Origin of the sequence: Nonomuraea sp. NPDC049504, assembly GCF_040676845.1 — a bacterium.
In the GTDB taxonomy this organism is placed as follows: Bacteria; Actinomycetota; Actinomycetes; order Streptosporangiales; family Streptosporangiaceae; genus Nonomuraea; species Nonomuraea salmonea.
This window is the reverse complement of record NZ_JBFAPT010000006.1, coordinates 185,426-199,168: the sequence shown is the minus strand read 5'-3', so window position 1 is coordinate 199,168 and position 13,743 is coordinate 185,426. Positions and strand designations below refer to the sequence as shown.

12 protein-coding genes are annotated in these 13,743 nt (G+C 71.8%); 7 read left to right on the top strand and 5 right to left on the bottom strand.

What is annotated here, in order from left to right:
- Nucleotides 1-66 precede the first annotated feature (66 nt).
- From AB0K28_RS14465 to AB0K28_RS14450, 4 genes are all read left to right on the top strand, one after another.
- The gene (locus tag AB0K28_RS14465; RefSeq protein WP_364369675.1) at nt 67-453 is read left to right on the top strand and encodes a hypothetical protein; all 387 of its coding nucleotides are present in this window, start codon (nt 67-69) and stop codon (nt 451-453) included.
- A 7-nt stretch (nt 454-460) separates the two neighbouring features.
- Nucleotides 461-2,830 (top strand): glycosyl hydrolase, encoded by a 2,370-nt coding sequence (locus AB0K28_RS14460; protein ID WP_364369338.1) that lies wholly within the window; start codon nt 461-463, stop codon nt 2,828-2,830.
- Nucleotides 2,831-2,869: 39 nt separating this feature from the next.
- Complete coding sequence (locus AB0K28_RS14455) at nt 2,870-4,327, top strand: ATP-binding protein (RefSeq protein WP_364369335.1); 1,458 nt, start codon at nt 2,870-2,872, stop codon at nt 4,325-4,327.
- An 80-nt stretch (nt 4,328-4,407) separates the two neighbouring features.
- A complete protein-coding gene (locus AB0K28_RS14450; RefSeq protein WP_364369332.1) occupies nt 4,408-5,433 on the top strand; it encodes a LacI family DNA-binding transcriptional regulator in 1,026 nt (341 codons plus the stop codon).
- A gap of 16 nt (nt 5,434-5,449) precedes the next feature.
- Here AB0K28_RS14450 and AB0K28_RS14445 read toward each other — a convergent pair whose 3' ends face one another.
- Genes AB0K28_RS14445 through AB0K28_RS14430 form a run of 4 tightly spaced genes read right to left on the bottom strand, consistent with a single transcriptional unit; the run spans nt 5,450 to nt 9,367 of the window.
- Complete coding sequence (locus AB0K28_RS14445; RefSeq protein ID WP_364369329.1) at nt 5,450-6,322, bottom strand: nucleoside hydrolase; 873 nt, start codon at nt 6,320-6,322, stop codon at nt 5,450-5,452.
- Nucleotides 6,323-6,340: 18 nt separating this feature from the next.
- On the bottom strand, nt 6,341-7,168 hold the full coding sequence (locus AB0K28_RS14440) for a carbohydrate ABC transporter permease (protein ID WP_364369326.1): 828 nt from the start codon (nt 7,166-7,168) through the stop codon (nt 6,341-6,343).
- A gap of 7 nt (nt 7,169-7,175) precedes the next feature.
- The gene (locus AB0K28_RS14435; protein ID WP_364369323.1) at nt 7,176-8,099 is read right to left on the bottom strand and encodes a sugar ABC transporter permease; all 924 of its coding nucleotides are present in this window, start codon (nt 8,097-8,099) and stop codon (nt 7,176-7,178) included.
- Nucleotides 8,096-9,367, bottom strand: a complete 1,272-nt coding sequence (locus tag AB0K28_RS14430; protein ID WP_364369320.1) for a sugar ABC transporter substrate-binding protein — start codon at nt 9,365-9,367, stop codon at nt 8,096-8,098. Before AB0K28_RS14430 ends, AB0K28_RS14435 begins: the two co-directional genes overlap by 4 nt.
- Nucleotides 9,368-9,720: 353 nt before the next feature.
- On the opposite strand from AB0K28_RS14430, the gene AB0K28_RS14425 reads away from it, so the two are divergent.
- The 3 genes from AB0K28_RS14425 to AB0K28_RS14415 all read left to right on the top strand — a co-directional run bounded on the left by AB0K28_RS14425 (nt 9,721) and on the right by AB0K28_RS14415 (nt 11,701).
- Entirely contained in the window at nt 9,721-10,740 is a 1,020-nt protein-coding gene (locus AB0K28_RS14425; protein ID WP_364369317.1) for a sugar-binding transcriptional regulator, read from the top strand.
- 73 nt (nt 10,741-10,813) lie between these two features.
- Nucleotides 10,814-11,194 carry a hypothetical protein gene (locus tag AB0K28_RS14420; RefSeq protein ID WP_345399985.1) on the top strand — a complete coding sequence of 127 codons (381 nt, stop codon included), beginning with the start codon at nt 10,814-10,816 and terminating at the stop codon, nt 11,192-11,194.
- 225 nt (nt 11,195-11,419) lie between these two features.
- Entirely contained in the window at nt 11,420-11,701 is a 282-nt protein-coding gene (locus tag AB0K28_RS14415; protein WP_345399982.1) for a hypothetical protein, read from the top strand.
- A gap of 17 nt (nt 11,702-11,718) precedes the next feature.
- Here AB0K28_RS14415 and AB0K28_RS14410 read toward each other — a convergent pair whose 3' ends face one another.
- Nucleotides 11,719-13,614 carry a beta-L-arabinofuranosidase domain-containing protein gene (locus tag AB0K28_RS14410; RefSeq protein ID WP_364369313.1) on the bottom strand — a complete coding sequence of 632 codons (1,896 nt, stop codon included), beginning with the start codon at nt 13,612-13,614 and terminating at the stop codon, nt 11,719-11,721.
- Nucleotides 13,615-13,743 lie beyond the last annotated feature (129 nt).

The window sequence follows — 13,743 nt, the reverse complement described above, 5'->3', positions numbered from 1 at the left end:
CCTGCTACCGCTGCCCCCGCGCCCGGAGCCGGGTGGTTTCAGCGGCCGGAGGCCGGGGTGCGGCCGATGGTGCGGTGGTGGTGGCCGGATGCCCATGTCACGCCCAGTGAGATTCGGCGGGAGGTCGATCAGCTGGCCGATGCCGGGTTCGGTGGGGCGGAGATCGCGGCAGTTCATCACAGCATTTCGGATAAGTCAGTACTCGATCCCGCGAAGCACGGCTGGGGGACGCCCGCCTGGAACGCGGCCGTCGAGGCGGCGCTGGACCAGGCGGCCCGGCGGGGCGTCACGATCGACCTGACCATCGGCCCCTCCTGGCCGGCCGCCGTCCCCACCATCACCCCCGAGAGCGAGGCCGCCTGCAAGGAGCTGGCCCCACGGCTCGGTGCAGGTGGCGGACGGGAGCACGTACCGGGGTCCGGTACCGCCGCCCGCCGTCGAAGGGCGGAGTGAGCGTACGTTGCTGCTGGTCCAAGCGGCCGAAATCGACCCCGCCCACTCGACCCGCGACGAGACCGGCCTCGACCCCGCTTCGGTACGGACCGTCCCGGTGGACGGCGACACGATCACCTGGACGGCCCCGGGCGACGGCGACTGGCTGCTCATCTCCTACTGGCAGCGCGGCTCGGGTCAGCGCCCCGAGTCGGGCCCGCACACCGCGCCCGAGGCGTACGTGGTGGACCACTTCAGCCGCGCCGGCACCCAGGCGGTGATCGACTTCTGGGAGCGGCGGCTGCTCACCCCCAGCATCAGGAAGCTGCTGAAACGATCGGGCGGGGCGCTGTTCGAGGACTCGATCGAGATCGAGAGCGACGCCCTGCCGTGGACGCCGGAGCTGCCCGCGGAGTTCGAGCGGCGGCGCGGCTACCCGCTGACGGACGTGCTGCCGGTGGTCGTGCTGGCCGACGAGGACCCGGTGTTCGCGTTCGACCCGGTGCTGACCAGGCATGCCCGCAAGGACTACTGGGACACGGTGTCCGAGCTGTTCAACGAGCACCACTTCACCGCGCTGCGCGACTGGGCGCACTCGCTGGGGCTGCGGTTGCGGGCGCAGCCGTACGGGCTGCAGACCGACGCCATCGAGGCGGCGGCCATCCTCGACGTGCCCGAGGGCGAGTCGCTCGGCTTCAAGAACCTCGACGACTACCGCTGCCTGGCCGGCGGCCGGGACATGGCGGGGGGCGCGGTGCTGTCCTGCGAGGCGGGGGCGTACCAGGGCGGGGCCTACACGACGACGTGGCGCAAGCTGCTGCTGACGATGGGCGGCGGGTACGCGGCGGGGCTCAACCAGACGGTGCTGCACGGCTTCTCGTACGCGAGCGCGCCGGGCGCGCGGTGGCCGGGGTTCGCGGCGTTCACGCCGTACGGGGGTTCGGTGGGGTACGCGGAGTCGTGGGGCCCGCGCCAGCCCACCTGGGACCACATCACCGACATTTCCCGATATTTCGCGCGAATCCACCTGATCATGCGGCAAGGGACGCCTCGGGTGGACGTGGCGGTGTTCCGGCAGACCGGCTACACCAAGACCGGCATCGGCGCCACGTGGTTCACCGCGAACGGCGTACCGGCCGGCTGGACCCACCAGTTCGTCAGCGGCCCGCTGCTCGACCTGCCCGACGCCCGCGTCAGGGACGGGCGGCTGGGGCGGCCCGCGTACAAGGCGCTGTTCGTGGAGGGCGACCGCTTCGGGGGCAACGAATGCACGATGACGCTGCGGGTGGCCGAACGGCTGCTCGCGTACGCCAGGGACGGGCTGCCCATCGTGCTGCTCGGCGCCTGGGAGTCGGCGTCGGTGCCCGGCGTCCCCCGTGAAGGCGACGACGAACGCCTGCGCGCCCTCGTCGCCGACCTCCTGGCCCAGCCCACCGTCCGCCGCGTCACCACGGCCGACGAGGTGCCAGGCGCGCTCGAAACCCTCGGGGTGCGCCCCGACGTCCGGTACGCGACCCCGTCCACGCTGCTCACCATGCGCCGGGTGGCCGGCCGGGTGGACTACTACTACCTGTGCAACGGCAAGCATCAGGAGAACGCCAAGCCCCCGGTCACCGCCATCGACCACGAGGTCACGCTGGCGCGTACGGACGGGAACGGCGTCCCGTACCTGTTGAACCCGTGGACCGGCCGGGCCGAGCGCATCGCCCGCTACACCGAGGACGCCGGCGGCATCCACCTGCGCGTCGCCCTGCACCCCGGCCAGGCCCGCGTGATCGCCATCGGCCGCCCGGGACTCTTCGGCGACCGCACCGGCACCCGCCCGCACGCCACGGACACCTCCGCCGACCAGGTGGTCTACGACAACGGCCACCTGGTGATCCGAACGACCAAAGCCGGCCGGCACACGACGACCCTCTCGACAGGCCGCACGATCACCACCCGCATCGACGAGATCCCCCAGCCCACCGAACTGCGAGCCTGGCACCTCAAGGTCCGCGACCGCCGCCCGGACGGCGACCACACCCACACGCTCGACCTCGACCGGCTGGCGCCTTGGCACGACCTCCCGGGCCTGGCGGACGTCTCAGGCGTCGGCACGTACACGACCACGGTGCACCTGGACGTTCCCGCGTACCTGGACCTGGGCGAGGTCACCGACACCTGCCGGGTCCGCGTCAACGGCCACCTTCTCGACCCGGTGGACCTCCTCCACCCGGTCATCGACGTGGGCCCGCACCTCGAACGCGGGGGGAACACCATCGAGGTGGAGGTCGCCACCCCTCTGGGCAACCGCCTCCGCCAAGCCGACCCCACGGTCTACGGCTCCCTGACCCCCCAGGCATACGGCCTGCTGGGCCCGGTCCGGCTGGTGCCGTACGGCGAGGAACGGATATAGAAGTGGACTTATAATAAGTGGACTTCTACATTAGTCAGCGTGACCTTCACCAAGCCAGCCGAGATCTTCGATCGCGAGGTGGAGTGGGCTGAGCTGGCCGACTTCATCGCCGACGCGTCCCCGCACCCTACCCTCGGCGTGGTCTCAGGCAGGCGGCGTCAGGGAAAAACCCTCCTGCTGGGCTCTCTGTGCGAAGCGGCGGGCGGCATCTACATCGAGGGCACCGAGGCGCTGCCCGCCGAGCACTTCCACCTCATCGGCGAGCAGCTGGCCGCCCGGCTCGGCAGCCCCGCTCCCCTGCGTTTCACGTCCTGGCGCGAGGTGATCCAGGCGATCCTCGACCTGCGGACCCCCGCTCCCCTCCCGGTGGTCATCGACGAGTTCCCCTACCTGGTCAGGGTCTCGCCCGAGCTGCCGTCTGTGCTCCAGGCCGCCCTGGACGTACGCCGGCGTAAGGGCGGGTCGCCGATCCGGCTGATCCTGTGCGGCTCGGCGCTCACGTTCATGGGCGGGCTGCTGGCCGGCAACGCCCCGCTGCGCGGCAGGGCCGGCCTGGAGCTGGTCGTGCCGACACTGGACTACCGGCTGGCCGCCGAGTTCTGGCAGATAGACGACCCGCGGCTGGCCCTGCTGACTCATGCCGTGGTCGGCGGCACCCCCGCCTACCGCCGCGAATACGTCCGCGACGACGCGCCGCGCTCCCTGGACGACTTCGACGACTGGGTGCGGCGGGCCGTGCTCAGCCCCGCACGTCCGCTGTTCCGCGAGGCCCGCTACCTGCTGGCAGAAGAGCCCGACCTGCACGACGTGGCGCTCTATCACTCGGTCCTGGCCGCGGTCGCCGAGGGCAACTCCTCGCGCGGCGGCATCGCCGGTTACATCGGCCGCAAATCCACCGAGATCAGCCACCCGCTCGCCGTCCTCGAGGACGCCGGCCTGCTGGCGAAGTCGCCCGACATGGTCAGGGCGGCACGGCCGCTCTACCGGATCACCGAGCCGTTGATCACCTTCTACCACGCCGTGATGCGCCCGGCCTGGCGGGAGCTCGAACGCCGCAGGGCCCGCCAGGTGTGGCAGCGCAGCCGCGACCGTTTCCTGAGCCAGGTCGTAGGGCCGCACTTCGAGGAGATCTGCCGCACCTGGGCCGCGGACTTCGCGGACGCCGGCACCTTCGACGGCGTACCGGCGGAGGTCGGTCACGGTGTCGTCAACGATCCCGGGCGCCGTACGAGTCACGAGGTGGACGTCGTGGTGCTGGGCGAGCCGGACGGCGGCCCACGCAAGGTCCTCTCACTGGGCGAGGCGAAATGGGGCGACACCATGTGCGAAGGCCACGTCGAACGGCTCCGGCGGGTCCGCGACCTGCTGGCCGAGCGCGGCTACGACACCCGATCGACGCGGCTGGCCTGCTACAGCGCCGCCGGGTTCGCCCCCGATCTGCGCACGGCGGAGGACGGTGAGCTCCTCCTGGTCTCCCCCGAACGCCTCTACTCCTGAGGCTCGTCCCCCTCTCGGCGCGGGCCAGGTGAGGGGCTCGGATCGTAAGCTGGGGGCGTGAGAGCCGAGGTGGGACGCGCATGGTGACGCGCAATGATGTGGCGCGCCTGGCGGGCACTTCGCCGGCCGTGGTCTCGTACGTGATCAACAACGGGCCCAAGCCCGTCTCCGAGGCCGCGCGGAAGCGGGTGCTGGCAGCGGTCGAGCAGCTCGGATACCGGCCCAACGCGGTGGCCAGGTCGTTGCGGTCGCGGCGGACGTGGACCATCGGGCTGATCGCGTCCGACAGCACCGGGGGCAAGAGTCCGTTCTTCGGGCAGTTCACCCGGGCCTGCGAGGAGGTGGCCTGGCAGCGGGGTTACTCCGTGCTGCTGGGCAACTCGGCCGAGGATCCGGAGCGGGCCGAGGGGTACGTGCGGCGGTTCATGGAGCGGCGGGTCGATGGGCTCGTGCTCATGCGGGTGCCCGTCTCGGTCGAACGGGCGGCCGAGTTGCGGGGCGTGCCCGTGGTGACGATCGACCATGAGGCGCCGGCGCATTTCTCCCGGCTCGCGGTGGACGACGAGGAGGGCGGCTACCAGGCCACCCGGCATCTCATCGCGCACGGCCACCGCCGCATCGGGTACGTCGCCGGGCCGCTCGACGTCACTCCCGTCGGGCTGCGGGCCGACGGGTGGCGCCGCGCCCTCCACGAGGCCGGCGCCCAGCCGGACGCCGATCTCGGTGCGCTCGTCGCCGAGGGGGAGCTGAGCCTGGAGGGCGGGTACGACACGGCGCTGCGGCTGCTGTCCCGGCCCGAGCGGCCGACGGCGTTGTTCGCGTCCACCGACGACCAGGCCATCGGGGCCATGCGGGCCGCGGCCGATCTCGGGCTGCGGGTGCCGGACGACGTCGCGGTGGCCGGGTTCGACGGGGCGCGGGAGGCGGCGTACACGGTGCCGGGGCTGACCACGATCAGCCAGCCGATAGACGAGATGGCACGGCACGCCACCGAGACCCTGGTCGGCGCGATCGAGGAGGCCGCCGAGCCGGTCACCAAGATCTTCTCGGCGAGCCTGGTGACTCGCGGCTCCTGCGGCTGCCCCGAGCCGCACCTCATCCGCTGACCGACCCGGGTCCTGCCTACGTGGCCGCCGCCACGATGCGCCGGACGATTTCCTGGGCGACGCGGTCCGGTGGGGCCGAGGTGGTGACGCGGGTGCGGCCGCTGCCCGGGGTGAAGGTGCTGGAGCCGTCCGGGCCGATGGTGACGTGGCCTTCCGGGCTGAAGCCGAACAGGTCGGGCACCAGCATCGTCAGGACGGTGATCGGGTCGTGCGGGCAGTTCCACTCCTCGTTCCAGAACCGCCACCACTGCTCGATCTCCGCCTTGAGCGCCTCCCCCAGCGGCCCGGCGCCGGCGATGGCGGCCACGTCGGCGGCGTCCATGCGGACGGTCGTGGTGATCTCGAGGCCGGTGACGGTGATGGGCGCGCCGGAGCCGAAGACGACGGCCGCGGCCTCGGCGTCGCACGTGAAGTTGTGCTCGGGCTCGGGGCCGTCGAACCGGCCGCCCATGATCCACAGGTGGCGGACGTCGCGGGCGAAGGCGGGCGACGCGGTGACGGCGTGGGCGATGTCGGTGAGCGGGCCGACCGCCACGACGTCCACCTGGCCGGGCGCGGCGGTGACCCGGTCCACGAGGTACGCCACCGCGTCCCCCTCGTCCACCTGCTCGGTGCCGAGGTCGGGGAACAGCCGCCCTTCGTGCCCCGCCCACCACACGGGCCGCCCGCTCAGTGTCTCGGCGGCGCCGGCCACCACGGGCAGGGCGCGACCGGCCAGGCCGGCCAGCCGCTTGGCGAGGCGGGCCCGCAGGAGCGTGTCGCCGTAGACGGTGGTGCAGCCGATCAGGTCCACCTCGGGCGAGCCGAGCAGCACGGCGAGGGCGAGCGCGTCGTCCACGTCGCTGCCGATGTCGGTGTCGAAGATGACGCTCCTGGACGAGGGTGCCATGGTGACCTTTCTCGAGGGCTACTTGAGCCCGGTGGTGGCGATGGACTGCGTGAAGTGCCGCTGGAACCGCAGGATGATCAGCAGCGGGATGACGGTCAGGACGATGGAGCCGGCGAAGAGCTGGCCGTAGTCGATGGTGAACTGGCCGCGCAGGTTGGCCAGCGCGATCGGGCCGAGCTGGTGGGCGGCGTCGGTGCCGATGAGCAGCGGCCAGACGTACGACTGCCACTGGAAGATGAACAGCGTCAGCCCGGCGCTCACCAGGGCGGGCCGCGAGAGCGGCAGGTAGATGCGGGCGAACACCCCGAACCACCCCAGCCCGTCGATGCGGGCGGCCTCGACGAGGTCGCCGGGGATGGCGAGGAAGAACTGCCGCAGCAGGAAGATGGCCAGGCCGTGGCCGAGCCCCGGCAGGATGAGCCCGGCGTAGGTGTTGGTGAGGTCGAGGTCGCGGAAGAGCGTGGCGAGCGGGATCGCGATGGCGTCGAACGGGATGAGGAAGCTCAGCACGACGATCGCGAACAGCGCGCCCTGCCCCTTGAAGCGCAGCGCGGACAGGCCGAACGCGGCGGCGGCCGAGATCAGCAGGCCGCCCGCCACGGTGACGAGCGCGACGATGAGGGAGTTGACGATCGCCACGCCGAAGTCGCCGGAGGCGAGGGCTGTGTAGTTGGCGACGGTGGGGCTGGACGGGATCAGCGTCTCCCACGACAGCCGGGAGATGTGCTGGAAGATCTCGGAGCCGCCGCGCAGCGAGCTGGACAGCGCCCACAGCAGGGGCAGCGCGAACGCCACGCCGATGACGGCGGCGAGCAGGGCGTAGAGGCGTCGGGACAGTCGGGGCACGAGGGGGTCAGTCCTTTCCGCGCAGGAGGCGGAACTGCACGACCACCACGGCCAGCACGAGCAGCACCAGCAGCATCACCTCGGCCTGCGCGAGGCCGAGATCGCCCACGGTGTAGGCGCGGGTGAAGATGTCGTACATGGTGAGGTTGGTGGAGCCTTCCGGGCCGCCGTTGGTCAGCATCTGTACGGGTGCGAAGACGAGGAAGTTGGAGACCGTGTCGGCCACCAGCACGAACGCCAGCGGCCTGCGCAGCAGCGGCAGCGTGACGTGCCAGAAGCGGTGCCAGGCCGACGCGCCGTCGATGGCGGCGGCCTCGTACAGGGTGGCGGGGATGTCCTGCAGGCCGGCGATGAGGAACATCATCCAGTAACCGACGCCGATCCACGACAGCAGCACGATCAGCGACCACAAAGCCTGGCCCGGTGAGGTGAGGAACGGCTGCTCCGGCACGCCGAGCACCCTGAGCACGGAGTTGAGCAGGCCGTCCGGCCGGTACGCGACGCTCCACACGGCGGCCGAGACGGCGGGCGGCACCGCGATCGGCAGGATGACGAGGGCGCGCAGGAAGCGCACGCCGCCGAAGCGCCGGGTGAACAGCACGGCGAGGGCGAGCGCGGCGGCGATCTGCAGCGGGTTGACGACGACACTGAACAGCAGCGTGACGCGGACGCTCTGCCAGAACGTCGGGTCGGCGAAGAGCGCGGCGTAGTTCTCCAGGCCGACGAACGAGGTGCGGCCGGTGAGCAGGCTGGTGTGGTAGAGGCTGCTGACGACGGCCATGCCGGCCGGCAGCAGGCGCAGCACGAGGAGCGCGACGAGGGCGGGCGCGAGGAACGCCAGCGACACCAGCACCGGACGGCCGACCCTCCTGCGCGGGGTGCCGGTGACGGCGGGGCTCGTGACGGCGGGGCCCGTGGTGGGGCCGGTCATCGCAGGCGGTCCCAGGCCGTGGTGACCTGCTGGGTGGCCTGGGTGAGCCGGGCTCTGGGGTCGGCGCCGTTGCGGATGTCGGCGAACGTCTTGGTCATGATGTCCTCGAACTGGATGTACCCGACGGACCTGGGGCGGGCGACCGCGGTGTGGTCGGCGTCGTACGTCATGATCGTGCTGACACCCGCGCTGTTGTCGCCGCCGAGCGCCTCGAGGGTGGGCAGGTAGCGCTCGAAGGCGGCCCGGTTGGCCGGGATGACGGTGGTGGCCTTGGTGGTGAGCAGGTTGCCTTCTGGGTCGAGTGCGGCGTACTCGAGGAACGCGCGGGCGAGCCGCTGCTTCTTGGAGGCCGGGTTGATGCCCCAGGACCAGGAGCCGGTGGGGGTGACCTGCTTGCCGCCGGCGAAGTAGGGGTAGGGGGCGACGCCCCAGTCGACGTCCTTGTTCTCGGCGAGCGTGCCGACGTTCCACGGGCCGCCGGCGAGGAAGGCGACCTTGCCTTCGGCGAACAGCGGCGAGGTCTGGAACGAGCCGACGCCGCGCGGCGCGAGCCCCTGGGCGAACAGGTCGCGGTACCACGTCATGGCCTTGATCCAGCCGTCGGTGGTCAGGGCGGGGGTGAGCATGTCGGGGCCGGTGACGCCGGAGCCGCCGCCGAGCGACTCGGGCAGGCTCTGGAGCTGGTAGTACTGCTCGATCTGCTCGGGGATGAGCGCCCACTGGGCGCCGCCGCGCTCCTGCGCCTTTCTGCCGGCCTCGGCCGTCTGCTCCCAGGTCCAGCGTTTCGCCGGGTCGCTGGAGGGCGGCTCGACGCCGGCCTTCTTCAGCAGGGTCTTGTTGTAGAAGAGGAACTGGTCGGAGGTCCAGATGGGGACGGACCAGAGCTTGCCTCGGTGCTCGTTGACCTCGTACTGCGCGGGCAGCGCGGCCTGCTTGACGCGGTCCTTCCAGTCGCTGAGGTCGGCGAGGAAGCCGCGCGCGGCCAGCGCGGAGACGCGCGGCTGGTCCACGGTGTAGACGTCGATGCCGTCGTCGCCGGCCGCGAGCCGCTGCTGCAGGGTGCTGTTGAGGGTGTCGAACGGGATCTGGCTGTAGTCGACCTTGACCCCGGGGTGCTTGGCCTGGAAACCGTCGATGACGGGCTGGAAGGTCTTGGGGTCCTCGGGGCCGACGAAGTGGAGGGTGTTGGCCGAGTCGGCTCCCGCGCGCAGCCCGCAGCCTGCTGTGAGCACCGCCAGCAGGCAGGCGGCAATCAGGCGTCCTTTCATCGGGGCTACTCCTTCTGACCAGGACGTTCACCGAGTCTACACGTGTCACTCGGAACGATTGGCCGCCATCGTGCCACGGGCGCGCGGGAACGGACAAGCCCTCACAGCCCTTGACCTTGGATGCCAGGCGGTCTACCTACGACAGCATCGACGCCGTTCATCCACGAGGACTTCTTCGCCAAGATCCGCGCCTTCGCGGAGGCCCGATGAGCACCGGCTGCACGGCCGGCGGCACGCGCCCGTGCGGACGGCGTGCGGACGGCGTCGCGTGCTAGCACAATGGCACTCGGCAGTGGCCCGGGCTCGCCACCGGACCAGCAGGAGCGGCGGAGCCGAAGCGGAGGCCAGCGATCGTGGGAGCTGACAGTGGGTTCGACAAGGGCCGCGCGGGCGAGGTGAGGTTCGGCGGCCGGCGGCTCGGCGCGGAGTCCGAGCGCATGCGGCTGCTCGTCCGCGTCGCCCGCCTCTACCACGAGCACGGCGTACGCCAGCCGCAGATCGCCGCCCAGCTGCGCATCTCGCAGCCCCGGGTGTCGCGGCTGCTCAAGGAGGCGGCGGAGATCGGCATCGTGCGCACGGTGGTCGTGGTGCCGTCCGGCGTGCACGCGCTGCTGGAGGAGGACCTCGAGCGCAAATACGGCGTGGAGCAGATCATCGTCGTCGACGCGGCGGGCGAGAACCACGACGTGGTGGCCGCGCTGGGCTCGGCGGGGGCGACCCACCTCGACGCCACGCTGATCGGCGGCGAGCACCTCGGCATCTCCTCCTGGAGTGCGAGCCTGCTGGCCACGGTCGAGGCGATGCAGCGCCGTCCCGTGCGGGTGGCGGAGGAGGTCGTGCAGCTCATCGGCGGCGTCGGCAAGGGCTCCGCGCAGGTGCAGGCGACCCGGCTGGCCGCCCACCTCGCCGACCTGACGGGCGCCGAGCCGGTCTTCCTGCCCGCTCCGGGGCTGGTGGGCTCGCCGGCGGCGCGGCAGGCGCTGTCGGACGACGACGTGGTGCGCCAGGTGGTCGAGGCGTGGTCTCGGCTGACCACGGTGCTGGTGGGCATCGGCAGCCTCAACCCGTCGCCGCTGCTGCAGGAGAGCGGCAACGCGATCTCCGAGGACGAGCTGGAGGCGCTGCGCGGGCTCGGCGCGGTGGGCGACGTGTGCCTGCGCTTCTTCGACGCGGAAGGTGGGCTGGTCGACTCGCCGCTGGAGGAGCGCATCCTCGGCATCCCGGCCGCCGACCTGCGCCGGGTGCCGCGCCGCATCGCGATCGCGGGCGGCCGCCGCAAGACGGCCGCGATCAGGGCCGCGCTGAAGGGCGGCTGGGTCAACACTCTCATCACGGACGTCGGTGTCGCCGAGGAGCTATTCATGACTGAATAAAACCTCTCGCCCACGACGGCGGACGCCAAGAAGGTGCCTGCCTTTCCTGGGGGCGGAGGGCGCGGGCAGGTACGTGACCGGCGGCCGGGGCGGCGCGGTGTACGAGGTGACCACCCTGGACGACGACGGGCCTGGCTCGCTGCGCGAGGCGGTCGCCAGGTCGGACGGCACGATCGTGTTCCGGGTGGCCGGCACCATCGAGCTCAAGGGCGGCAACATCATCCTGCGCCACCTGCGCTTCCGCGGCGGCGACGAGCTGGGCACCCCGATCGACACGTTCGGCGCGCGGGGCGTGCGCGACCTCATCATCGACCACTGCTCGTTCAGCTGGGGCGTGGACGAGTGCTGCTCCGTCTACGGCAACACCAACGTGACCGTGCAGTGGTTCGTCATCTCCGAGGGCCTGACGAACTCGGTGCACGACAAGGGCCGGCACGGCATGGGCTGCCTGTAGGGCGGCGACACGATCACGTACCACCACAACCTGCTCACCCACCAGGACGCCCGCAACCCGCGCTTCAGCTTCGAAGAGGGCATGACGCTGCTGGTGGACCACCGCAACAACGGGATCTACAACCCCGGCATCACGTCCTGCTACGGCGGCGAGTGATCCGAGTTCCTGAGCGAGTTCCTGAGCGAGGCGGACGCCTGGCGGTACGCCGACGAGCTGCGCGAGCGGGTGCGCCCGCCGGAGTTCCCCGGCCGGTGGTTCGACGTGACCGCGTACCGCAGCGGTGAGACCTGGACGGAGGCGTTCCGCGCGGCGATCCGCAACGTGCGGGTGTCGGGGCTGCGCAGCGACAGGACGCGCAGCGCCTACCTGCTGCGCGGCTATCCCGAGCAGCCGCTGCGCGACATCGCGATCAGGGACAGCTCGTTCGCGCGGGTGCTGCGGGCGGACGTGGTGAGCGACGTCGAAGGGCTGTCGGTGACCGGAGTGATCGTGGGCGAGACCCCCTAGAGGGTCTCGCCCGGTGGTCAGTGCATCGGCGTCCAGATCGTCATGGCGCCCGGGGTGCGGTTGGCCCAGGCGTAGTACGGGACGAAGGTCAGGTCGACCGGGCCCACGTGCTCCGGCTCAAGAGGCGCGGCGGCGGTGCGGTAGGGGTAGCCGCCGTCCTCCTTCCTGTGCACGTGGGCCCGGCCGCGCGCGTGGACCGGCACCACCTCGGCGGGCAGGCCGGCGATCGGGCCCCCATCGGACAGCCCGTCGGACAGCCCGCCCTCCAGGCACAGGTCGTCCACGCCGGCGCCCGGGTGGTCGGCCTGCTCCAGGCAGTAGACGAGCGGCCCGCGTTCCACGGCGACCTGGCCGCGGGCCACGTCGAGCCGGGGCACGGCGGCGGTCAGCCGGGGGCGGATGGCGAAGTCGAGCACGATGCGGTCGCCCGGCCGCCAGACGCGGCGGGCGCGGTAGTACGAGCCGGGCCGCACGGGGAGCCCGGTGCCCGACAGGCCGTCCACGCTGGCGCCGTCGGCCCACGACGGGATGCGGGCGGCGAGCGTCCACGGGGTGGCCGGGGCCTCGGCCACGGTGATCTCCACCCGGCCGTCCCACGGGTAGCCGGTCTCGACGCGCAGCACCACGTCGCCGGCCCTGAGCGTGCCAGGGGCGTACAGGTGGAGCTGGACGCCGCCGTCGTCGCGGGTGGCGAGGTAGTGGTCGAGGGAGGACAGCAGGCGCATGACGTTGGGCGGGCAGCAGGCGGTGCCGTACCAGTCCTGGCGGCCGCGGGCGGCGGCGCGGCGGTCGTCGGGGTTCGCGCCCGCGCGCACGCGCAGCGCGTTGACGTAGAAGAAGCGGTCGCCGGAGAGCGAGACGCCGGGGAGCACGGCGTTGTAGAGGGTGCGTTCCATGAGGTCGGCGTAGGCGGACTCGCCGGTCGCGAGGAGCATCCGGTACGCCCACTGGACGCTGCCGACGGCGGCGCACGTCTCGCAGTACGCGGTCTCCGGGGTCAGCTCGTGGGGGCCGCCGAACTGCTCGCCGTACCAGACGGAGCCGAGCCCGCCGGTCAGGTACGTCTTGGTCGCCACCATGTCGCGCCACTGCGTCGCGAGCGCGGCGAGCAGCGCGCGGTCGCCGGTCTCGGCGGCGACGTCGGCGGCGCCCGCGGCGAGGTACATCGCCCGCACGGCGTGCCCCTCGACGGTGGTGGCGGCGCGCAGCGGGACACGGTCCTGGCGGATGCCGGGCCCATGGTGCCCCTTGAGCGGCAGCGTCTCGTGCCCCCTGCCGTCGATCATGCGGGCGGCCAGATCGAGGTACGCGCGCACGCCGGTCTCGCGGTAGAGCTCGGCCAGCGCGGTCTCGATCTGCGGATGCCCGTCGAGCGCGTCGGGCGGCAGGTCCTTGACGAGGTGGTCGGCGAACCGGGCGGCGACGCCGAGCAGGCGTTCGTCGCCGATGGCGCGGCGGCCGGCGACGGCGGCCTGCATGAGGTGGCCCGCGCAGTAGAGCTCGTGGCTGGAGGCCATGTCGCTGTAGCGCGGGCGGCCGGTGAGCTGGGTGTGGGTGTGCAGGTAGCCGTCGGGGGCCTGGGCGGCGGCGACGAGCGCGGACGCCTCCTCGTACGCGCCCGCCAGTTCGGCCGACTCGGCCCTGCCGCGCTCCCAGGCGAGGGCTTCGAGCCACTTGTAGACGTCGGAGTCGGCGAAGACCTTGCCGTGATGCCGCCCGCCGCCACGTGCGACCTGTTCGAGGTCGGCGAAGGCGCCGGATTCGCGGATGCGCACGCCGCCCAGGGGAATGGTGACCTCGCGGTTGACCCGCTGCCGTGCTGCCCAGAAGCCGCCTTCGATCCGCATGCCGGGCGCGGGTCGCAGGGTCACGGCGGCTTCCGGGCGGGGTCGTACCACCGAATCATCGCTCATGCGGACATCCTGCCTCACGGTTTATATATCCAACTAGATACGAATATATATGCTCACCTTGACGCCACAGGAGAGGCGGCGGAGGCTGGAGGGCAGGTTTCATGCGGCAGTGAATATTCATAAAGGGAA

Bases quoted from the DNA above. Each gene is read 5' to 3' on its own strand.
- AB0K28_RS14445 (WP_364369329.1), bottom strand. From the start codon at position 6,322: ATGGCACCCTCGTCCAGGAGCGTCATCTTCGACACCGACATCGGCAGC.
- AB0K28_RS14410 (WP_364369313.1), bottom strand. From the start codon at position 13,614: ATGAGCGATGATTCGGTGGTACGACCCCGCCCGGAAGCCGCCGTGACC.
- AB0K28_RS14450 (WP_364369332.1), top strand. From the start codon at position 4,408: ATGGTGACGCGCAATGATGTGGCGCGCCTGGCGGGCACTTCGCCGGCC.
- AB0K28_RS14465 (WP_364369675.1), top strand. From the start codon at position 67: ATGGTGCGGTGGTGGTGGCCGGATGCCCATGTCACGCCCAGTGAGATT.
- AB0K28_RS14435 (WP_364369323.1), bottom strand. From the start codon at position 8,099: ATGACCGGCCCCACCACGGGCCCCGCCGTCACGAGCCCCGCCGTCACC.
- AB0K28_RS14430 (WP_364369320.1), bottom strand. From the start codon at position 9,367: ATGAAAGGACGCCTGATTGCCGCCTGCCTGCTGGCGGTGCTCACAGCA.